Raw genomic sequence first — 20,592 nt, 5'->3', positions numbered from 1 at the left:
CGATGCCCTTTTACTAGTTGAAAGCAACTTGCCGGCCCGTCCCCGACTCTTTGCAGCAACCTACGATTACTTAGTACAATGAAACGCAGCTTTTGGTATGGCATGGTGGTTCTGCTGCTAAGCGGCTCCGTGCAGGCCCAATCCCTGACGGGCGTATGGCAGGGCGTAGAAACCGACACCAACGAGCCAGGCATCAACTGGCCGGCAGTGCTCCGGGTGCAGAAAAGTAAAGGCAACTCCTTGATAGGGGTGCTCTACCAGGAACTGGGCGGGCAGCCAGGTATATCAGCCACGTTTCAGGTGCAGGGCACCCGTACAGCCGGCGGCCTCCAGCTGGAGCACGTGCAGAAACTCAACGAAACCGGCCGCTCCCCCTTCACCTACTGGTGCGAAGGCGCCATCACCTTCACCTACGACCCCAACCTGGAAAAGCTAACCGGCCGGGCCACCTACCGCCCCCAGGGCGACTGTGACGTGGGCACCTTCACGTTTTACCGCGTCAAGCTGAAGTCGGCGGCAACGGTGGCGGCCGGGGCCGAGGCCACGCACCGGGTATCGGGCCGCAACGTGCTGTGGTACGCCGATGCCGCCCTAACCCAGCCCGTGGCCACTGGCAACACCTACCGCACCACGCTCACCAAAACCACCACCTTCTACCTCACCCAAAGCTACTATCCCACTCGCCAGAACGCGGCCGTGCCCATCACCATTCAGGTAACCGGCGCCAAACCAGCCACTCCTGAGCCCATTGCCCCGGCCCCGGTGGAGCTGGACACCGCGCGCACCGCCCCAGCGCCGCTGCTTGCCCCGGCCCCCGTGGTGTTGCCCAAGGTGCTGTTCAAGCTGGGTACCGCCGAATTGCTACCCGACGGCTTTCCGGCGCTCAACCAGCTGGCTACCGAGCTGAAAGCCCGCCCTACCCTCAAGCTGCGCGTGGCCGGCCACACCGATAAAATTGGGGAGCCGCAGAAAAACCAGACCTTATCCGAGCAGCGGGCCGAAGCCGTGAAAACGTACCTGGTGAAAGCCGGCGTGGCGGCCGAGCGAATCAGCACCATGGGCTACGGCGACACCCAGCCCCTGTACCCCTCGCCCGACGCCCGCAACCGCCGCGTGGAAGTAGCCGAGGTGGAATAAGCGGGAACCCCACAGCAGCGCCTTGCCTTGCAGTGGGGTTCCTCTATGCCTTGGCGTAGCCGTTTTCGCTTTTTAAGAGGGTAGTCGGCGGCGCATAACAAATGTGTTGGTGGTGCCTTCGCCGTAGCCATTCACCAATTCCCAGCCCTGAGAGTTCAACCAGTTCAAGGCGTCAATAACCGAGTTGAACTCTATGGGTTGACCGGCGGCATCCCGGTAGACGTTGGCCGAGAGTAACTTCCTCTCTTGTCCGTAATCGATGGCAACGACGAACTTCCCGTTTAATTTGGCCCAGGACTGCACTTGGCAATACTCTTCGGTGCGCTTAATGGCGCTGCTGCCTGCCACTGGCTGCTGAGCTTGCGCAGTAAGGGCCGCGCCCGTAAGGACAATGGCCAAAAACAATGATTTCATAGCGTATTGATTGGTAAAGGTTTGTCTTGAAAATCGAAACGCAAATAAAATGCCACCATCCACTGCTCTTCGGTTAGGTATTGTGCTAAACTTGTCGCTATGGCCTACCGCCCACGCGGCGCCTCACTCAGTTAATCAAAAGCTAGCAATGAACTTCCTGAAAATTTGCCGCGCCGCACTTCTCCTGCTGCTTGTTACTCCCGCCACCAGCTCCGCCCAAACCGTTTGGAACAACAAGCAGTGTGCCGTGGTGCTGACCTACGACGACGCCATTGACGTGGACCTCGACAACGTGGTACCGGCCCTCGATTCGGTGAAGCTGCGCGGCACCTTTTACCTGATTGGCTCCTCGGGGGTGGTGGCGCGGCGGCTGCCGGAGTGGCGCCGGGCCGCCCAGCGCGGGCACGAGCTGGGCAACCACGCCCTCATGCACCCCTGCGACGGAAGCCTGCCCGGCCGCGGCTTCGTTACGCCCGACAACGATCTGAGCAAGTACACCGTCACGCGGGCCGTCAGTGAAATCAAGGCCAACAACACTCTGCTAGCCGCCATCGACGGCAAAACCGCCCGCACCTTCGCCTACCCTTGCGGCGACCTGCAAATCGGGGGCGTCCGGTTCTACGACCAGCTCCAGAACGACTTTGTGGGCGCGCGGGGCGTTACGGGCGGTTTGCAAACCGCGGCCCAGATAGACCTGACCAACATCGATGCCTACTCCATCAACGGGCAGTCGGCGGAGTACATGCTCGATTTGGTGAAGAAGGCGCAACAGTCTCACACGCTGCTGGTGTTTCTGTTTCACGGCGTAGGGGGTGGCCACGCCCTCAACGTGGATTTGCAGGCGCACCGCCAGCTCTTACGCTACCTCAAGGCCCACGAAAAGGATATTTGGGTGGCCCCGATGGTGGAAGTGGCCGAAAAAGTGAAAGCCTATCAGCAGCGCAATCCAAGCACGCCGCGCTAATTTCTAGGTTCCCAACGGGCGCCCGGCTTCGTGTGAAGCCGGGCGTTTTTGTTTTTAGCAGATAGCACTGTTTGAAAAAGCATAGCTGGATGTCCTGCTATGCTACAGCCGTTTCGCACACGGTATCCGTGCCGGACCGGCAGCAGCCAGCTGCTCCACCGTTCGTGAAACCGCTATATATTTAACGGCTTATTTAATTTCTTGCCTACGCAGCCTGCATGAAGAGACTTTTATTTCTTGTATTCCTCTTGGGCATCCTGGGCAGCTTACAGGCCCAACACCTGGATTCACTGCGTGTTACGGTGGGCACTTTGGCCACTTTGGCTTCGCAAGGCTACCAGCCCCTATGGAGTGTTGCCAACCGCTACGGCAGCATATCCAGCCAGCAAGCCGACCTTTCTACGTTTTTCACGTTGGGCAACGAGCATGCCCTGGGGGCCGCTGCCGTTACCGCTGCGCCGCGCCGCCGCTGGGTGGCTGGCTACGGGCTGGCCGTGTACAACAACCGCCACTTCAGAAGCACCTTTTTGCAGGAAGGCTACGGCAAGGTCGGCTATGGTGCGTGGCAGCTGCGGGCCGGCCGTTACCGCGAAACCACTGGCACCCTCGACCCCAGTTTGAGCAGCGGCTCGTTCGGTATCAGCGGCAACGCCTTGCCGCTGCCCAAAGTGGAGCTGGCCGTTACGGAGTACACCAATGTGCCCTTCACAAGGAGCCTGGTGCAGTTCAAGGGCAATTTTGCGCACGGCTGGTTTGGCAGCCAAGGCTTCATCAAGAAGTATCTGCTGCACCAGAAGTCGTTGTACGTAAAGGTGGGCCGCGACAAGCTGAGCGTATATGGCGGCCTTACGCACTTCGCGCAGTGGGGCGGGGTGTTTCCCTCGGGCCGGGCGCCGAGCCGCTTCAAAGACTACCTCCGCATTGTGGCCGCCCGCAGCGGCAACGCCGCCGACCCAGTGTATCAGCAAGGCCCCATCGACAACGACAACGCCGTGGGCAACCACCTTCTGGTGCCCGATTTTGGCCTGACCTTCCGCAAAAACCACACAACCATCCGGCTCTACACCCAAACCATCTTCGACAAGGGCGTGGCCGACACCGCCAACCTCAACCAGCGCGACCAAATCAAGGGCCTGAAAATACTGGGGCGCGACCGGCTGCTGGGGCTAAGCTGGGAAAACCCAACCTCGAAATTTCTGCAAAACGTGCTGGTGGAGGGCATTTATACCAAGTACCAGGGCGGCCCCATCCTGTACCAGGGCCGCGACAACTACTACAACAACGGCACGTACAACGTTGGCTGGCTATACAAGGACCGGATTATTGGAACGCCGCTATTCATTAGCCAGCAAGCCGCCCGGCAGTACCAGCTAAACCCCAGCGCGCTGGCCGGTGGAACCGTTATCAGCAACCGGGTGGCGGGCGTGCACGCCGGGTTGAAAGGCCGCGTAGCCCCGACCGTGGCGTACCGCATACTTGCCACGCACCTACGCCACTATGGCAACTACTATAACGATGCCTATTTCACCCCCGCCAAAAGGCAAACGTCGTTGCTGGCGGAGTTGCCGTGCCGGTTTTCCCGCCTCGCCATCACCCCTGCCGTGGCTTACGATTTCGGGGATTTATCCAGCAACGTGGCGGGCCTGCTACGGCTGGAATGGGTTGTGCGTTAGACCTTTCCAGGGAATACCCGACGGGCAGGTTGTACTCAGGTGCAAATAGCTGCTCATTGAAAATAAGTATGCTTGCATAACAATTTTACCGGTGCTTCGTATTATCTTTGCATTCAACAAGCTGACTTGCATATTTATCCATTCATTGCCATGAAAAAGAGCACTGCTGCCTTCTCTTCTCTGTTGGTCCTCGGGGGCCTTGGTTCCTTGAGCTACCTGACTGCTCAGGTACTGGACCTGAATTTATTTTTCGACCTCCGCGACGAGGAAGAAATGCATTTCTGCTAAGCTTCGCTTCTCTATAAATTCCCCGAACCCCGCCCCTGGCGGGGTTTGTTTGTTTAGGAGTATCCAGAAACCTCTATTCTAAATCAGCATCTTACCGGGTGCCGATAAAAAAACCGTATCTATTCTGCGCTGTTTTCGGTACTTCACACTCCGGCGGCTCACAGAGGGCCATCGGTTTTCTCTCACCTGCTGCTGGTTGGGGATGCTCCTCCGGGGTAGCCGCGTTGAAATCAGCAGTTAAAAAGCAGTGATTCTATGAATCTGAGTAGCCTCAAAGACCAAATCAGCTACATCATTGGGCGCGACTTAGCCCGCAACTTCTCTCAGCAGGGCCTCGACCTGGATGTGGACGTGCTGGCTGCCAGCATGAAAGAGGGCCTGAGTGGCGAACCAAGCCGCCTCACCCAAGAGCAAATGCACGCCGCCATGCAGCAGCTTCAGCAGCAAATGGGCGGCCCCGAAGACGAAGACGACAACCAACTCTCCAACGACATGGGCAACAACAAAGAAGAAGGTCAGGCCTTCCTGAATGAAAACAAAAACAAGCCGGGCGTAACTACCCTGCCCAGTGGCTTGCAGTACGAGGTAATTACGGAAGGCAGCGGCAAGAAGCCCGGCCCTTCTTCGCAGGTAACCACGCACTACCACGGCACGCTCATCAACGGTACGGTGTTCGACAGCAGCTACCAGCGCGGCCAGCCCGCTACGTTTGGCGTAAACCAGGTAATTGCTGGCTGGACAGAGGCGTTGCAGCTGATGCCCGAAGGCTCGAAGTGGCGCCTCTACATTCCCTCCGACCTGGCCTACGGCAAGCGGGGTGCCGGCCGCGACATCGGCCCTGATACGGCGCTCATCTTCGATGTAGAGCTGCTGAAAGTAAACAACTAAGCACCCTTGAAAGCCCCGCTGCCTACTACCACTCCTGCCTCACTTCGCTGGGTATGGACGAGTACGGGCAGCGGGGTTTCTTTGCTTATGACCGATTCTGCTTTTCCCCCGCCCGGCTCCGTACCGCCCGATGGCCCCCCGGCCAACGCCGTGCCGCCGGAGCCAGACCCGGCAGCGCCGTTGGCGATTTCACTGCCTCCGGTTGGTCCGCCGCCTTTACCGCCCCCGCAGCAGTTTGCGGTGGTGCAAAGCGAAGATGGCCGCCTAATGCTCACCAATGATGCGCTGATAGTTCATGGGCAGTCGTTTGGGTGGTGGGAGCTGGAGGGGGCCGAGGTGAAGCGGGTCCGGTGGCTGCTGTGGCTGTTGCTGGGCGGGTTCACGCTGGCGGGCTTCCTGCTGGGTTTTCTTCAGAACTGGCTGCGTACCATGCCCGCCGCCCTGGGCATGACGGTGGGCGCTTTGCTGCTGGCGTTCGGCCAACGGGGCACCAACCGGCTACAGCTGCACCGCCTGGGCCGCGAGGCCATTAATTTTGCCTTGCCCGGTGAGTTGGCCACCTGGCAGAAGCTCACCGCCGAAATCAACCGCCGCATCCGGCAGCGCCAGCACGAAACGGCCGCTGCGGCCACGGCTGCTCTACTGGCCGCCCAAGCCAATTCCACTGATACTTTTTTTGCCGCCGAATAACCTCGCGCGGCCGCAATTTGGCAACGCCCAACAACCGGGTGTTTGGTTTGCACGCTGCCCGTTACCTTTGGGCGCTTTTTACTTTGCTTACCCAACGCCCTCTACTCCTTTTTTACGCCACTCATGGACGCCAAACACCAGCATACCGCCATTTCGACGGCGGGCTTGCTAATTGCCCTCGGTATCATCTACGGGGACATCGGGACCTCGCCGCTGTACGTAATGAAGGCCATTGTGCCGGAAAAGATAACGCCCATGCTCGTGTATGGGGGCATTTCCTGCGTTATCTGGACGCTCACGCTCCAAACCACCATCAAGTATGTGCTGCTCACCCTCAACGCCGACAACAACGGGGAAGGTGGCATTTTCTCGCTTTACGCCCTAGTGCGGCGCAAGGCGAGCTGGCTAACCATTCCGGCCATTATCGGCGGCTCGGCGCTGCTGGCTGATGGCGTGATTACGCCACCTATTTCGGTGTCGTCTGCTATTGAAGGGCTGGAAGCGGTGTCGCCGGGTATTCCTACGGTACCCATTGTCATCGGCATTATTGCGGGGCTGTTCTTACTGCAAAGCTTTGGCACTCAGATAGTAGGCAAAGCCTTCGGCCCTATCATGCTGGTGTGGTTTTCCATGCTGGGTGTTTTGGGCGTGAGCGGTGTTATCCAGCACCCCGAAATCCTGAAGGCTTTCAACCCCTACTACGCCTACGATTTGCTGGTGAACTACCCCGGCGGATTCTGGCTGTTGGGCGCCGTATTCCTGTGTACCACGGGGGCCGAAGCCTTGTACTCCGACCTGGGCCACTGCGGCAAGGGCAACATCCGTATTAGCTGGGTGTTCGTGAAAAGCACGCTGCTACTCAATTACATGGGCCAGGGCGCCTGGCTGATTGCCCACCAGGGCGAGCAGCTCAACAAGCGCAACCCGTTCTATGAGCTAATGCCAGAGTGGTTTCTGCTCATCGGTATTGGTATTGCCACTATTGCGGCCATCATTGCTTCGCAGGCGCTCATTACGGGCTCGTTTACGCTGGTAGCCGAAGCTATCCGCCTGAATATGTGGCCCAAAGTGAAGCTCAACTACCCCACCGACGTGAAGGGCCAGCTGTACGTGCCCAGCATGAACCGGCTGTTGCTGCTCGGCTGTATTGGGGTGGTGCTGTACTTTCAGCGTTCCGAAAACATGGAAGCGGCCTACGGACTAGCCATTACGCTTACCATGCTCATGACCACGCTGTTGCTGACGGTGTGGCTGCGCACCAAGCGGGTGCCGCTGGCGGCCGTAATACTGTTTACCACGGTGTACGGCTTCATTGAAGGCTCGTTTCTGATTGCCAACCTGGTGAAGTTTCCGCACGGCGGCTGGGTGTCGTTGGCCATTGGCGCCGCGCTGGTGGGCGTGATGTACGTGTGGCTGCGGGCCTTCTACATCAAGCGCCGCCTCACCGAATTCGTGAAGATTGAGCCTTACATGGAGGCGCTCAAGCAGCTCTCCGACGATGATACCATTCCGAAATACTCAACGCACTTGGTGTTCATGACGTCGGCGGAGCGGGCTTCCGAAATCGAGTCGAAAATCATCTACTCCATCTTCCAGAAGCGCCCGAAGCGGGCCGACATCTATTGGTTTGTGCACGTAGATACCACCGACGAGCCGTACACCATGGAATATAAGGTGCACGAGCTGGCCCCCGACGATGCCTTCCGCATTACGTTCCGGTTGGGCTTCCGGGTGGAGCAGCGCATCAACCTGTACTTCCGCAAAGTGGTGGAAGACCTGGTGCGCAACAAGGAAGTGGACATCACCTCGCGCTACGAGTCCCTGAGCAAGCAGCACGTTACCGGCGACTTCCGGTTTGTGGTGCTGGAGAAGTTCCTGTCGGTGGAAAACGACTTCCCCACCATCGAGAAGCTGGTAATGCAGGCGTACTTCTACATCAAGCAGTTTATTGCGTCGGAAGACAAGTACTTCGGCCTCGATACCAGTTCGGTGAAAGTCGAGAAAGTACCACTGGTTATTACGCCCGTCCGCGACGTGGCGCTGAAGCGGATTTCGTAAGAATCTACTCTTGTTCGGAAAAGCCTTGCTGACACTCAGCAGGGCTTTTTTATTGACCATGCACTTCACTGAACCTGGAATGTATTTTCGCCAACGTGTTGGTGAGCTTGCATTTACTGTTGCTTTTGCGTCCCTTACACCACGTGCCAATCTACCACAACCTAATTCCCCCAACCCATGCGTACTCCTACCCTTTCCGCGGCGCTGGCGGTGCTGCTTTTAGCGAGCTGCCAGCACCAACCCGATGAGCAACTCGCGCCCCAACCCACCCCCGACCCCACCGAAGCTCTCAGCACTCAGCAGCTTGATGCGCAGATTATGAGTGATCTGCGCGAAACCGGCCGCTTCGACTGGAACCAAGCCTCGGCGCACGTGGTGTGGAGCGCCCTCACCCGTTCCGACTACGTGCTGTCGGTGGGCTACCAGCCGGCGGCGGGTTGCGCGGGCACCATTCCGGCCGATGCGGCCAGCAACCCCGCCTGGCAGCAGGCCCGCGCCCAGGTACTGGCCCTGATTCTGGCCGAAGAGCAGAAAGCCCACCCCGACCTGACGCTGGAAAAGCTGGTAGCCTACCAGGAAAACGTGCTGCCCGTGCTCGACGTGACCGTGCGTGAGTTGAGCACCATCAAGGCCCTGCGCGCTTCCAGGTTGGTGCGCTACGCCGAGCCCATGGGCTACGAGCCCAACCGCCCGGCCAGCACCGCCAGCAAAGGCACCGCCGGCCTCACCAGCAGCGGCTGCGACAACAACACCGCCACACCCAACCTGGTAGCCGGCTCCGACTACACCGTGCTACCCAACGGCAGCAAATCCTCCTGGAACCAAGCCGATGTGTACCACGGCATGCGCGCCGCCTGGAGCCAGAGCACCGGGCAAGGTGTGAAGGTGCTCATCATTGACACGGGCTGCTCCAGCGGACAAGAAAACCTGGGTTCCGCCTTCAACCAGGGCCTGAGTAGCGGCCGCACTATTGAGCGCCTCGTAACCCTGCCTCGCGCCACCGTGTTCGGTATTCCGTATGGCGCCGCCGAAACGCCTGACGACGGCTGCGGCCACGGCACCAGTATGGCCGGTGCCTGCGCCGCCCCGCGCGGCACCGATGGCGCTTCGGTGGGCGTGGCGTACAATGCCAGCCTGATTACGGTGCGGGCCGCCGAAGACGTGTTTCTGGATGGCAGCCGGGAAGTGAAAGGTGTGTCGGATGCCTACGTGCTGGCCGGCAACCGCGCCGATGTGCGCATCATCAGCATGAGCATGGGCCGGCTCACCAGCTCGTCGCAAATGACCGATGCCATCCGCTACGCTTACAACCGGGGCAAGCTGATTTTCTGCGCGGCTGGCACTTCCTTTGATTGGTCGGCGGGGTTGGTGAGCGTCATCTACCCCGCTACGCTGCCCGAAGCCGTGGCCGTAACCGGCGTGAAAGACAACCTCACCACCCGCTGCGACGAGTGCCACGTAGGCGCCGACGTGGAGTTTGCCGTGGTAATGCAGCGCACCAGCAACGACCTGCGCGCCCTTTCCCTGGCCATGACCGGCGACGCGCCCAGTACCGTGGGCGGCTCGTCGGTAGCCACCGCCAGCATGGCCGGCATGGCGGCCCTGGTATGGGCCCGCTACCCTACCGAAACCCGCGCCCAGATTATGAGCCGCTTGGTAGCCGCCAGCTCCAACCGCAATGCCCGCAGCAGCAGTTTCGGCTGGGGCCGCGTGAACGTAGCCGCCGCCGTGGGCACGTTGGTCAATTAAAAATTAAGAATTAAAAATTAAAAATGGGTTGTTCAAAGTCTCCGCAAAGAGGCATTGAACAACCCATTTTTAATTCTCAATTCTTATTTTTTAATTCCTAATCGACAGCCACTTATTCAACACGGTTTGCTGCTCGGGCGTGGGGTTGGCGGCCTGCTCGATGCGGTACCGCACCGCCGTGCTGGCTAGTAGCGGGAAGGTCAGTTCCTTGAGCTGGCCGTCGCGCGAGACGGTCATTTTCACTTGCGTACCGGCCGGGCGGCTGGCTAGCTGCTTGTTGGGGTCGTCGGTGAGGCGGTTGCCATCTAGGGCCAGCAGTTCGTCGTTCACGTTCAGGCCACCCTCCCAGGCGCTGCCGTTGCGCTGGGTGCTGGTCACCGTCAGCTTGCCGCCGGCGGTACTTACCGTGGCGCCCAGCGCCGCATCCGACGAAACGGGAGCCTTGCTTAGTTTCAGGCCGGCATAACCCAGCACGGTATCGTAGGGCAGCATTTCGGTGCCGTACACGTAGCGACGGAAGAAGTCGTCGAAGCGGCGGCCCGCTACTTTAGCCACGGCAGCCTGGTACTCTTCGTCGGTGAAGCCACGCTTTTTCTGCACGTAGTACTCGTCGTAGAGGTAGCGCATCACATCGTCGAGGTGCTTCTGGCCTTTGGTTTCGTTGATGATCATCAGATCCAACATGGCCCCAATCAGCTCCCCTTTGTTGTAGTAGCTGATGCCGGTGTTGTTGGAGTTTTCGTTGGGCCGATATCCTTTAATCCAGGCGTCGAAGCTGGATTCGGCCGCCGACTGCACTTTGTTGCCGGGCGTATTCTCTACCTGCGTGATGCCGGCGCTGGTGCTGGCCAAGTAGTCGTCGGGACTCACAAAACCAGCCCGGTGCACGATAAGGTCGCCGAAGTAGCTGGTGCCGCCTTCGCTCACCCACAGCATGTGCGTATAGTTTTCGTTGTCGTAGTCGAACGGCCCGAGGGCTACCGGGCGAATGCGCTTCACGTTCCAGAGGTGGAAATACTCGTGCGCCACCAAACCCAGGAAGCCCTTGTAGCCAGCGTCGGTAGTATAGGCATTGCGCGAAACGGAAAGGGTGGTAGAGTACAGATGTTCCAGACCACCGGTGCCCCGCTCGATGTTGTGCACGATGAACACGTACCGATCCAGCGGATTTTTGCCCACCACGCGGTGCGCTTCCTCGCACACCCGCTTCATGTCGTTGAGCAGCTTGGTTTCGTCGTACCTGGCACTGCCGAACATGGCAACCGTGTGGGGCGTGCCGTTGGCCTCGAAGCTCAGCACTTTGTGGTTGCCAATTTCGATGGGCGAATCGGCCAGCTCGTCGTAGCTGGAAGACGTGTAGGTGAACTGCCCGCCAGCTGGTTTGAGGCTGGTGCTTACCTGCGCCCAGCCGGAGGCGGGCTGCACTTGCAGGGTGCTGGCTAGCGCTTTGCCATCGGCCGGGTACATGAATACGCTGGTGCCGTTCACGTAGCCGTGGGCGGCATCCAGGAAGCTGGTGCGTACGCTCAGCTCGTAGGCGTACACGTTGTAGCGCACCGTAAAATCCTTCGACTTAGGGTGATACACGCGCCAGGTGTTCTTGTTGATTTTTTCGGTGCGTAGCGTGGTGCCGCCAGCCTTGGCCTCGAAAGCTTCTACGTGGCGGGCAAACTCGCGCACCAGGTAAGAACCGGGAGCCCAAACGGGCATTTTCAGGTCGGTGTACTGCTTGCCAAACCCATTCAGGGTCATACCAACTTCAAAGTAATGCGTTTGGGGAGCCGGCATGGCCAGCGTGTAGCGCAACGTAGGAGCAGCCAGCGCCGGGCGTAAGCCGGTCAGCAACAGCAGCAACCCCAGCGCCGCAAGCTGGCGGAGACGAAAAAGCTTCATGCAAAAAGGATGAATAAGTGAGTGAAAAACCCAGCGCCGCCGGGTTTGCCGCAAAGAACGGCGAAAACCGGGTAGGGCTGCAACCCGCTCTTAAAATTCCCCTTGCCAGCAAGCCAGCAATCCACAACTGACGCTATAGCTTTTATGAACGGCCCAAAGTAGCCGGCCCGCTCCTGAGCTAAGCACCATGCGCAACCGGAACCCGCCCCCAACCTCCACCGTTAGGAGAGCAACTTCCCGTTTCTCTTCTCTACTGTTGCTCCCGATGCGTTACGTCTGGATAACCTTTATTGCTCTCTCACTGATTCTGCTTGCTGTGTTTGGCTGGCCGCAATGGCGGCTATCCTTCTCGCCGGTTCCCCGCGCCCCGGTGGCCGAGTTACCCGTGCAGCGTACAGCCTGGGTTAGCCCGCGGGCTGCAACCCGTCCTGATAGTGTGGTTGGCTTCGCCATGCGCCAGCTGGGCACCAACTACTGCTACGCCGGCAGCACCCCCGCCACCGGCTTCGACTGCTCAGGCTTTGTGCAGTACGTATTCAACAAGTTCAACGTAGCCGTGCCGCACTCCACTAGCCTGCTGATTTCGGTGGGCCGGCTGGTACCGCGGGAGCAAGCCCGCCGCGGCGACATTGTGGTATTCACGGGCACTGCCGCCACATCTACCACGCCAGGCCACGCGGGCATTGTAATTTCCGAGCCCGGCCAGCCGCTGCGCTTCATCCACTCCTCCTCGGCCCGCCGCGAATCCGGCGTGAAAATCAGCCAGGTGGAAGGCACCGACTATGAGCGCCGCTTCATGGCCGTACGGCGGGTACTTTTTTGAAATTAAAAATGAAGAATTAAAAATTAAAAATTGGCTGTTCAACGGTTTCCTCATGGGGCGTTGAACGGCCATTTTTTAATTTTTAATTCTTCATTTTCAATTGAAAAGAGCGATGCCCGATCCGCCTATGCAGAACCTCAGTTGAGAGGCTGCTGGGCGAATCGGGCATCTAATCCTTCAAATCTTACCAAGCGACGAGTCTGGGGTACAGCCCCGTCATCCTATGTGTAAGACCTTGCCAGAATGCGGGAAAAAGCCAAATGGGGCGTTTTTCCGCGCGAAAGCTGTTGTTAAGCGCGTTCGGCGGTGAAGCGAACTACATTCGACAGGCTTGGCAGGATTTGTTTGGGACTACTAGACATTTTGTACCTCCTTTCTTTACGTTCGACATAACCCCGGCCGCGCCTCCCAGCACCTTAGGGCCGCTTGGGCGGGGCTGTAGCACTCGCTACGGAAGGTAAAGTTAAAAGCCCCCATGATGGTTCAAAATAAAAAGGGCTTTTTTTGAAGTGCTAGGCGCTATTTGCTGTCATTGCTCTGAGGTTCAGGGCTTTTGTTTTTACAAGATATCTGCGCTTCCACGCTTTTCACGATAGTGGCAGTACAGCTGATGGCTGGCTGGCTTTGCTGCTGCCGTTGCCAGCTTGCCAATGCTACTCTTCAATGAATATCCAGGTAGTGCCCAACCAGCAGCAGCAGCAACTGCCGTCCCTCGCCCACTTGGTATAGCTCCCGCTGCCGGGCTTTGGTGTACTGAATAAGCGGGTCGGTGAGGCGGAGCAGCCGCAGCCACTCCGCCGCTGGCACCTGCGAGAAGATGCCCTCGGGGAAAAGCGTCCACCGCAGTTGGTGCAGAATTGCCAGCTGATTTGACGACGGGTACGCCAGAAACCGCTTCACTACCACGGCAGAAGGACAAAGTTCAGATTCGGCAAGGAGCATACAACTTGAAGATTTGCCTTTCTACACAACAAGCCATTGGCAAATACGCAGCAAAACTACCGTACCCGAATGGCTGGCCTAACAGCCGAAAAGTTATCTTTTCATTACAGTTGCTCTACTTACCGGAAGTCATGCGCTAACCCGCTTTGAGCGCGCCGCAAGCAGATATCTTCTTCAGATGCGTAAATCCTTCAGTCTTAGATAATATAAGTAAAATCTAATGATTTGTGTGCAGGCCCTCTGCCACGACTTTCCTCAAGCTCAAGTGCTCTGTAAACCATACTCTACCCAAGCTCAATACTTTCTCACGAAAATTTCAGCGGCGGCTATTGGGTTCAATCCTCCCAAATTAGCGTTGCTTGTTGGGTAACGATAGGAAGCGCCGTTTTGCTTGGTGGTCAGATTAGTGGCTTGGCGCAATATCTATTCCACTGCTTATAAACGTTTTACAGCAATAGTCCACTGTGGAGCTACGGTGGTACAACTTCCGGCTTCCGTACTACGTCAAAGGCGCTGCGGATGCTTGCTGCGAGGTTGGCGCCAAAATTGTGTAGTGGCGTTAACCGGGACCAACATGGGCGGCTGCGCATTTTCTGAAGTTTTCTCCTATCTTTTTCCCGACAACCTCACTCCCACTTTATTTTTCCATGAAAAAATTCCTCTTCCTGTGTCTGACCTGCCTGCTGGGCAGCCTGGGCGTAGCCTCTGCTCAAACGTTGTCGCCGCTGGGCATCTGGACCAACGCCGAGAAAAAGGCCACGTTTGAAATCTACAAGTGCGGCGACAAGCTGTGCGGTAAGATTGTGACCCTGACGGTGCCCAACGACCCGAAAACCGGCAAGCCCAAAACCGACTCGATGAACCCCGACCCCAAGCTGCGCAACCGCCCCCGGCTGGGCCTCGTGTTTATGCAGGGCTTCGAGTACGACGACGACAACAAGTGGGATGATGGCAAAATCTACGACCCGGAAAGCGGCAAAACCTACTCCTGCTACATGAAGATGAACAACGCCAACTCCATGGAAGTGAAAGGATACATCGGCTTCTCCATGATTGGCAAGTCGCAGGCCTGGACGCGGGTGAAATAGCCCCAGCTTACCCCCGTTCCGTATATTCAGCGACGCTCCTGCTCCGGCGGGGGCGTCGCTTTTTTACTATCTTACCCGGCTCCTGTGCCTGTGCACAGCTTGCTTCTGCTCTGTTAACACACTGTTCTGCTGTGAAATACATTCTACCCCTTCTTCTGTTTATAGCCGGCCTGTTCGGGTCGGCGCGGGCGCAAACCGGCGCGCCGCCGGCTATGCCGCTGGGCGTGTGGGCCGACGATACCGGCGACTCGCATATTGAGCTATACCGCTGCGGCGAAGAGCTATGCGGCCGCTTAGTGTGGCTGCGCCAGCCCACCGATGCCAACGGCAAGCCCCGCCTCGACGAGCACCACCCCGAGGACAGCCAGAAAACCCGGCCGCTGCTCAACCTCACGGTGCTGGAGCACCTCACTTACAACCCCGGCAACGACCGGTGGGAAGACGGCAAAATCTACGACCCCGAGAACGGGCGGACCTACTCCTGCTACGTGGCGGCCGCCGGCAAAGACCGCCTGGAAGTGAAGGGCTACATCGGGTTTTCGATGATGGGCAAGTCGCACTACTGGCAGCGGGTGAAACCGCAGAAGCCTAGCGCGGAGTAGCGTGCCGGGTAGGTATTTTTCGGGATTTTTGGTGGAAGGCAAGCTCGGGCACGGAGCTTGCCTTCTGCTTTATATGGCCCGTTTTTCGTGTTTCGGTGCGGTTGCGTTGGCGCAGCTACCGAAACCATTTGCGCGGGCCGGTGTTCTTTCCCCATACTGCCTTCCACCGCCTTGCACCCTTTTCTCAAACGTCTTTTCGCCTCGCATTCGGCTCCCTCCTCGGCCGAATGGCACCCGCTACGCCGCACCCCGGCCGAGGTACGCAGGCACGACCAGTGGGTGAAGCAGCAGGTGTATCTGAACTGGGCCGGGCCTTATTTTAAGGCCTACCATTTCCAGAAAGCCGGGGTTCAGGGCCAGGGCTTGCGGGTGCAGCTGCTCTCAGAAGCGGGCCGCAAAGGAGCGGTGTTTTTCTACGACCCCAGCATCGGCCCCGGCAACTTCCGCCATTTCTTCGATCTGCTTCGTGACCGGGTGCTGGCGCTAGGCTACCACCTCTCCACTTCCGACCGGCGTATCCTGCCACATGAGCGCTACACCGAAACCATCGAGAAGCACTTCCTGAAGCCACTGCCCAACGACTGCACGTACACCGGGCGCTGCGTGCAGCAGTTCGGCACCGTCACCATCGATTTGGTGAGTATTAATGAGCAGCCCGGCTTTATCCGGTTCACCAGCAATGCTTATCAAGACGATATTTTCACGCCCGCCCATTCTTTTGATGAGTTGATGGCCGCGGCGCTTGATATGCCTGCCGCGCCGCCCGAGGTGCAGGCCCTCATCAACGAATATTACAAGGGCTAAGCAGCCCACACCTTTCCTTTAAACGCCACAAGCCCTTGACAGCTATAGTGTTGTCAAGGGCTTGTGCGTAAATCCACTAAGGCAGTTCGTTTTACTCCCGCACGAAGCGGGCCAGTGAAACCGCTCCGTCGGACGCCGTGAGGCGCAAGTGGTAAAGGCCAGCAGCCAGGCGGCGCGTATCAAGCTGGGCGGTGAGGGGGCTCACGTTTTGGCGCAGCAGTACGCGGCCGGTGGCATCGGTTACTTCCGCCACGGCGCGGGTGGTGAGGTCGGCTATCAGCAAGGTTTCACGGCACGGGTTGGGGTACACCGTGAGGCGCGTAAGGGCGGCAGCAGCGCGGCTGCTCAGCACCAGACTGTTGTCGCGCACGGTAGTACCATCGCCTTTCAGTATCCACTGGTTGGGGTCTACTTCGAGGCGCAACACGGTTTTGGTAACGGGAATGCTGTAAGATGATACCAGTTGGTTTTGCCGCAGCCGCAGGGTTTGGGTGGTATTATCGGTGAAAACCAGCCGGTAGTCTAGCTCGGTATCGAAAAACGGGGTTGCCGTGCCCATGCTCACGGTTTCGGTGTTGCGCAGGTAGAAATTTTGCCCCACCTGGTTCCAGCGGACGTTGAAGGTGGGGTAGCCCTGCCCGGCAAACCACTGGTCGAAGAAATACTGCAACGGCCGGCCGGCCTCGGTTTCAAATACGCGCTGCAAGTCGATGGTGCGGGCAGTCCGGCCGCTGTAGGTGGCCTGGTAGGTGCGCAACGCCCGGAAAAACTTCACGTCGTCGTTCAGTAAGTAACGCAGCATGTGCACCACCGTGGCGCCCTTCTTGTAGGTGAGGTAGTAGTCGAAAATACGGCCGACATTGGTGGTATCGGGCACGCGCACACTGCCGCCGAGCATGGGGGTCCACTGGCCGCCGCCGGCATAGCGGTAGCGGGCGTAGTATTGCGCTTCCTCCATCCAATCTTGCGCCGTACGCGGGGCGGTGGCAGCAAAGGCATTGAGCGACAAGTACTCACCATACGACGCAAAGCTTTCGTTCAGCCAGATATCCTCCCACGAGTTGCAGGTTACGTTGTCGCCGAACCATTGATGGAACAGCTCGTGCGCCGTAAGCGTGAACGTGAAGCCGTCTTGCGTGGTCATGGTCTGGTGCTCCATGCCGCCCCCGATTGGGGCCATACTGTGGCCGTACTTTTCGGAGGCAAATGGGTAGAGCCCAATTAAGCTGGAGAAGTTCTCAATGAACCCTGGCGTGCGGTCAATTTCGGTCCGGAAGGTGTTCAGCGCCGCTTGGTTGTACACGTAATTAACAATCGGAATCTGGGGGCCGCCGGTGGGGTTGGCGTAGTTGACGTACTCGATATACGGCGCCACGGCCACCGATACGAGGTAGTAGGCAATGGGCTTGGCGCGGTGCTTCCACTCGTAGCGGCTCTTGCTGCCGGGCAGCGCCGTGACGCGCTGCAACACGCCGTTGGAACCCACCTTGTTACTGCTGCTGGTGGTCACCCACACGTCCACCGAATCGGCTTTGTCGGTGAGCACCTGCTTGCAGGGCCACCACTCATGCGCCGAAAACGGCTCCGAAAGGCTCCACGTCACGTTTACGCCGTACGTGGGGGCCGTATTGGTACTCAACGCATTGCCGATAGCCGCCGACTGCCCGCTGGGTGCGGTGCCCCGATAGTAAATGAGCGTACTAAACAACGTATTAGCCGCCACTCCTAACGGCAGCGCCGCCGTTACGTCGGGGCCGGCGCGGCGTACGCCCGGTGAGCGGCGCCCGTTCACCACCACCGAGTCGATGGTGTAAGTCGGGTACAGCTCGAAGGCCACGGAATCGAGGGGTTGCACGGTACGGGCCAGCATCCGCACGTTGCCGCTCACGTTGCGCGAGTTGTTTTCCAGCGCCAAGTCAAGCTTATAATACTTCACATCGTAGCGGTCCATTTTCTGGCGGTGGCGCACGGTGGTAGTGGGTTGCCGCAGGGCGGCCCGCTCGTGGGCTAGCGCACAGCTAAAGGCCGCATCGGCCCCGATGTTAGGAACGCCGGGCCGGGGTTGGGGCTGCTGGGCCCGCAGGCTGGGCCCAGCCAGTAGCATACTCAGTATCAGCAAGTAAAAACGCGGCATAGGTAAGGCAGCTATAGAAAGTGAAAGGGCGTAACGCAAGCAGGTTGCCAAGGTGGAACAAGATACGCAAGCACCCGCATAAACCGTTGTAGTCACTGAACCTGCTTCCCCGGCGCGGGTTGTATATTTCGAACCTGTTCTCCTTGCTTTTTTGCCGTTGCACTATGCTTTCACTTATACGCCGACTTCCCGATTTCAGCCCGCGGCTACCAGGTCTGCTACTCCTGTTTGTGTTGCTGCTCGCCTTCAGCCGGCCGGGCCGGGCTACGCACATTGTGGGAGGCGAAATGGACCTGCAGTACCTGAGCGGCTCCACGTACCAGATAACGCTTAACCTGTACTTCGATGCGCTCAACGGTCAGCCCGGCGCCCTCGACAGCGACCTGACGGTCAGCATTTTCGACAAGAACAGCAACGCGCGCATGCAGAACGTGGTGCTGCCGCTGTCCAACAACACGCTGGTCAACTACACCAACCCGGCCTGCTCCACGCCCGATTTGATAACGCGCCGCATTGTGTACACGGCGCGCGTGGAGCTGGCGGCCAACCGCTACAACAGCGCGGGTGGCTACTACGCCGCCGTGGAGCGGTGCTGCCGCAACAATGGCATCAACAACATTGTGAATGCCGCCGATGCCGGCCAGACGTTCTACCTGGAGTTTCCGGCGGTGGTGCGCAACGGCCAGCCCTTCCGCGACTCCACGCCCCGCATCTTCCCGCCCCTCAGCGACTACGCCTGCATCAACGAGCTGTTCTACTACGACTTCGGAGGGCAGGATGCCGACGGCGACTCGCTGGTGTACGAGCTGGCGACGCCCTTCAACGGGCACGCTACCAGCGTTTTCCCCAAACCCGTTGCCGAACCTCAGCCCTACCAGGAAATTACCTGGTCGGCGGGCAACAGCGTGAACAGCCAGATTCCGGGGGCTCCCACGCTGAGCATCAACCGGCTGACGGGCCGCTTGCAGGTGCGCCCCACCCGCCAGGGGTTGTTTGTGTTCGGCCTGAAATGCGTGGAATACCGCAAGGGCGTAAAGATTGGCGAGGCCCGGCGCGACTTCCAGCTCAAGGTAATTCCGTGCGCCCAAAACTCAACCCCGACCATGACGGTGCAGGCCGCCACCAGCCGCGGGCCTTACCGGGAAGGGCGCGACACGCTGCGGCTACGGCCCGGCTTCAGCCGCTGCCTGAATTTGCGCTTCACCGATGCCGACTCGCCTTCGCGCCTGAGTTTGAGCTTGCGGGCCGTGAATTTCCCCGGCTCATTGCTGCCCAGCTTCACGCTCACGCAAGGCATGATTAAAACGCCCGGCGCGCCCGATACGCTGGTGTCGCAGCTCTGCTTTCCGAGTTGCTTTAGCTCGCGCGGGCAGGTGTACTACCTGGATGTGATAGTAGCCGATGACGGGTGCAGCCTGCCCAAGCGCGACACCGTGCGGGTGGCTTTCACGGCCCAGCCCGACCCCAACGGCCCGCCCGCTCTGGTGAGCACCGCCGGCCCGGCCCTGCCCCTACGGGCCCGCGTTGGCGACCTGATTACGTTTGACGTGACGGGCACCGACCCGGATAGTGACCCCGTGACACTGACGATGACAGGCGTAGGATTTCAGCCCACGGAACTGGGCGCCACCTTTGTGCAGGGCGTAAACGGCAACCAAACCCGCGGCCGATTTACGTGGCGGGTTGACTGCCGGGCCGTGGGTAGGCCGATGCACGAATTCCGGTTTCTGGCCTCGGCCGGGCCGTGCAATGACCCTCAAACGGTAACCCTGACGGTACCCATTCAGGTGGATTACACCAACGCTCCGCCTGTGCTGGCCACTTCCCTGCCACGGGCGCCTTCGGCCACCGAGCCCACGGTAATCCGGCGGCTGGTAGGCGGCGTGTACGAGGCTACCTTCAACGGCACCGATACCGACCGGGACGCGCTGGTGCTTTCGGCCACTGGCAACGGGTTCGAGCTGGCCGACGCGGGCATGAGCTTCCGGCCCACCAACGGCAACGGGCAGGCCTCCGCTACCTTCCGCTGGGATGCCAACTGTGCTGGCTACGACCAAGTAGGCCGGGCCTTGGAAGTTACGTTTCAGCTCCAGGAATCCACTTGCCAGCCGGTGCCGCAGACGCGGGTCGTGCGCTTCGAGCTGATTAACCCCGATACGGTGGCGTTTCGGCCCGTCAACATCTTCACCCCTAACGGCGACGATAAAAACGCCACCTTCACTGTTCCCGATTTGCCCCCCGATTTCTGTGGCTCCCGCTTTGCCGACGTGAAGATTTTCTCGCGCTGGGGCAACCTGGTTTATCAATCCAAGGACCGCAACTTCCGCTGGGACGGCGGGCAGGCTGTGCCCGGCGTGTATTTCTACCTGATAGAATACACCGATGGCCGCAAATTCAAAGGCCCGATCACGCTGGAACGGTGAACTAGTGAGATAGTGAACTGGT

17 protein-coding genes are annotated in these 20,592 nt (G+C 59.1%); 13 read left to right on the top strand and 4 right to left on the bottom strand.

Features of this window, described 5'->3' with window-relative positions; all coding sequences use genetic code 11:
* Positions 1-78: 78 nt before the first annotated feature.
* Positions 79-1,137, top strand: coding sequence for an OmpA family protein (locus J0X19_RS13845; RefSeq protein WP_206984963.1), 1,059 nt, complete (start codon positions 79-81; stop codon positions 1,135-1,137).
* A gap of 72 nt (positions 1,138-1,209) precedes the next feature.
* Here J0X19_RS13845 and J0X19_RS13840 read toward each other — a convergent pair whose 3' ends face one another.
* A complete protein-coding gene (locus J0X19_RS13840; protein ID WP_206984962.1) occupies positions 1,210-1,551 on the bottom strand; it encodes a hypothetical protein in 342 nt (113 codons plus the stop codon).
* A 148-nt stretch (positions 1,552-1,699) separates the two neighbouring features.
* Between J0X19_RS13840 and J0X19_RS13835 the strand changes: the two genes are divergently transcribed.
* The 7 genes from J0X19_RS13835 (at position 1,700) to J0X19_RS13805 (ending at position 9,861) form a co-directional block, all read left to right on the top strand.
* Positions 1,700-2,515, top strand: coding sequence for a polysaccharide deacetylase family protein (locus tag J0X19_RS13835; protein WP_206984961.1), 816 nt, complete (start codon positions 1,700-1,702; stop codon positions 2,513-2,515).
* A gap of 218 nt (positions 2,516-2,733) precedes the next feature.
* Positions 2,734-4,188, top strand: a complete 1,455-nt coding sequence (locus J0X19_RS13830) for a capsule assembly Wzi family protein (RefSeq protein WP_206984960.1) — start codon at positions 2,734-2,736, stop codon at positions 4,186-4,188.
* A gap of 150 nt (positions 4,189-4,338) precedes the next feature.
* Entirely contained in the window at positions 4,339-4,476 is a 138-nt protein-coding gene (locus J0X19_RS13825; protein WP_206984959.1) for a hypothetical protein, read from the top strand.
* Between the two features lie 255 nt (positions 4,477-4,731).
* Positions 4,732-5,364 (top strand): FKBP-type peptidyl-prolyl cis-trans isomerase, encoded by a 633-nt coding sequence (locus J0X19_RS13820; protein ID WP_206984958.1) that lies wholly within the window; start codon positions 4,732-4,734, stop codon positions 5,362-5,364.
* 87 nt (positions 5,365-5,451) lie between these two features.
* Positions 5,452-6,054 carry a hypothetical protein gene (locus tag J0X19_RS13815; protein WP_206984957.1) on the top strand — a complete coding sequence of 201 codons (603 nt, stop codon included), beginning with the start codon at positions 5,452-5,454 and terminating at the stop codon, positions 6,052-6,054.
* Between the two features lie 123 nt (positions 6,055-6,177).
* Positions 6,178-8,112 carry a KUP/HAK/KT family potassium transporter gene (locus tag J0X19_RS13810; RefSeq protein WP_206984956.1) on the top strand — a complete coding sequence of 645 codons (1,935 nt, stop codon included), beginning with the start codon at positions 6,178-6,180 and terminating at the stop codon, positions 8,110-8,112.
* A gap of 177 nt (positions 8,113-8,289) precedes the next feature.
* Positions 8,290-9,861, top strand: a complete 1,572-nt coding sequence (locus J0X19_RS13805) for a S8 family peptidase (RefSeq protein WP_206984955.1) — start codon at positions 8,290-8,292, stop codon at positions 9,859-9,861.
* A 90-nt stretch (positions 9,862-9,951) separates the two neighbouring features.
* Here J0X19_RS13805 and J0X19_RS13800 read toward each other — a convergent pair whose 3' ends face one another.
* Positions 9,952-11,754: a M61 family metallopeptidase gene (locus J0X19_RS13800; RefSeq protein ID WP_242582610.1), complete on the bottom strand. Its 1,803-nt coding sequence runs from the start codon at positions 11,752-11,754 to the stop codon at positions 9,952-9,954.
* A gap of 265 nt (positions 11,755-12,019) precedes the next feature.
* Between J0X19_RS13800 and J0X19_RS13795 the strand changes: the two genes are divergently transcribed.
* The gene (locus J0X19_RS13795) at positions 12,020-12,577 is read left to right on the top strand and encodes a C40 family peptidase (RefSeq protein WP_206984954.1); all 558 of its coding nucleotides are present in this window, start codon (positions 12,020-12,022) and stop codon (positions 12,575-12,577) included.
* 660 nt (positions 12,578-13,237) lie between these two features.
* Here J0X19_RS13795 and J0X19_RS13790 read toward each other — a convergent pair.
* The gene (locus tag J0X19_RS13790) at positions 13,238-13,519 is read right to left on the bottom strand and encodes a hypothetical protein (RefSeq protein WP_206984953.1); all 282 of its coding nucleotides are present in this window, start codon (positions 13,517-13,519) and stop codon (positions 13,238-13,240) included.
* 647 nt (positions 13,520-14,166) lie between these two features.
* On the opposite strand from J0X19_RS13790, the gene J0X19_RS13785 reads away from it, so the two are divergent.
* The 3 genes from J0X19_RS13785 to J0X19_RS13775 all read left to right on the top strand — a co-directional run bounded on the left by J0X19_RS13785 (position 14,167) and on the right by J0X19_RS13775 (position 16,013).
* The gene (locus J0X19_RS13785; protein ID WP_022823008.1) at positions 14,167-14,607 is read left to right on the top strand and encodes a DUF2147 domain-containing protein; all 441 of its coding nucleotides are present in this window, start codon (positions 14,167-14,169) and stop codon (positions 14,605-14,607) included.
* A gap of 131 nt (positions 14,608-14,738) precedes the next feature.
* Positions 14,739-15,209 carry a DUF2147 domain-containing protein gene (locus tag J0X19_RS13780; protein ID WP_206984952.1) on the top strand — a complete coding sequence of 157 codons (471 nt, stop codon included), beginning with the start codon at positions 14,739-14,741 and terminating at the stop codon, positions 15,207-15,209.
* Between the two features lie 171 nt (positions 15,210-15,380).
* Positions 15,381-16,013, top strand: a complete 633-nt coding sequence (locus J0X19_RS13775; RefSeq protein ID WP_206984951.1) for a hypothetical protein — start codon at positions 15,381-15,383, stop codon at positions 16,011-16,013.
* Positions 16,014-16,104: 91 nt separating this feature from the next.
* Here J0X19_RS13775 and J0X19_RS13770 read toward each other — a convergent pair whose 3' ends face one another.
* Entirely contained in the window at positions 16,105-18,147 is a 2,043-nt protein-coding gene (locus tag J0X19_RS13770) for a M1 family aminopeptidase (RefSeq protein WP_206984950.1), read from the bottom strand.
* Positions 18,148-18,311: 164 nt separating this feature from the next.
* Here J0X19_RS13770 and J0X19_RS13765 point away from each other — a divergent pair, with 164 nt between their 5' ends.
* Positions 18,312-20,570 carry a gliding motility-associated C-terminal domain-containing protein gene (locus J0X19_RS13765; RefSeq protein ID WP_206984949.1) on the top strand — a complete coding sequence of 753 codons (2,259 nt, stop codon included), beginning with the start codon at positions 18,312-18,314 and terminating at the stop codon, positions 20,568-20,570.
* Positions 20,571-20,592: the final 22 nt, after the last annotated feature.

The organism is Hymenobacter telluris (assembly GCF_017313265.1).
GTDB lineage: Bacteria > Bacteroidota > Bacteroidia > Cytophagales > Hymenobacteraceae > Hymenobacter > Hymenobacter telluris.
Note: the sequence above shows the minus strand (reverse complement) of the source record. Positions and strands in the feature narration are given on the sequence as shown.

Excerpts from the sequence above, each read along its gene's own strand:
- J0X19_RS13845 (WP_206984963.1), top strand. The coding sequence starts at position 79 with ATGAAACGCAGCTTTTGGTATGGCATGGTGGTTCTGCTGCTAAGCGGC.
- J0X19_RS13840 (WP_206984962.1), bottom strand. The coding sequence starts at position 1,551 with ATGAAATCATTGTTTTTGGCCATTGTCCTTACGGGCGCGGCCCTTACT.
- J0X19_RS13835 (WP_206984961.1), top strand. The coding sequence starts at position 1,700 with ATGAACTTCCTGAAAATTTGCCGCGCCGCACTTCTCCTGCTGCTTGTT.
- J0X19_RS13830 (WP_206984960.1), top strand. The coding sequence starts at position 2,734 with ATGAAGAGACTTTTATTTCTTGTATTCCTCTTGGGCATCCTGGGCAGC.
- J0X19_RS13825 (WP_206984959.1), top strand. The coding sequence starts at position 4,339 with ATGAAAAAGAGCACTGCTGCCTTCTCTTCTCTGTTGGTCCTCGGGGGC.
- J0X19_RS13820 (WP_206984958.1), top strand. The coding sequence starts at position 4,732 with ATGAATCTGAGTAGCCTCAAAGACCAAATCAGCTACATCATTGGGCGC.
- J0X19_RS13815 (WP_206984957.1), top strand. The coding sequence starts at position 5,452 with ATGACCGATTCTGCTTTTCCCCCGCCCGGCTCCGTACCGCCCGATGGC.
- J0X19_RS13810 (WP_206984956.1), top strand. The coding sequence starts at position 6,178 with ATGGACGCCAAACACCAGCATACCGCCATTTCGACGGCGGGCTTGCTA.
- J0X19_RS13805 (WP_206984955.1), top strand. The coding sequence starts at position 8,290 with ATGCGTACTCCTACCCTTTCCGCGGCGCTGGCGGTGCTGCTTTTAGCG.
- J0X19_RS13800 (WP_242582610.1), bottom strand. The coding sequence starts at position 11,754 with ATGAAGCTTTTTCGTCTCCGCCAGCTTGCGGCGCTGGGGTTGCTGCTG.
- J0X19_RS13795 (WP_206984954.1), top strand. The coding sequence starts at position 12,020 with ATGCGTTACGTCTGGATAACCTTTATTGCTCTCTCACTGATTCTGCTT.
- J0X19_RS13790 (WP_206984953.1), bottom strand. The coding sequence starts at position 13,519 with ATGCTCCTTGCCGAATCTGAACTTTGTCCTTCTGCCGTGGTAGTGAAG.
- J0X19_RS13785 (WP_022823008.1), top strand. The coding sequence starts at position 14,167 with ATGAAAAAATTCCTCTTCCTGTGTCTGACCTGCCTGCTGGGCAGCCTG.
- J0X19_RS13770 (WP_206984950.1), bottom strand. The coding sequence starts at position 18,147 with ATGCCGCGTTTTTACTTGCTGATACTGAGTATGCTACTGGCTGGGCCC.
- J0X19_RS13765 (WP_206984949.1), top strand. The coding sequence starts at position 18,312 with ATGCTTTCACTTATACGCCGACTTCCCGATTTCAGCCCGCGGCTACCA.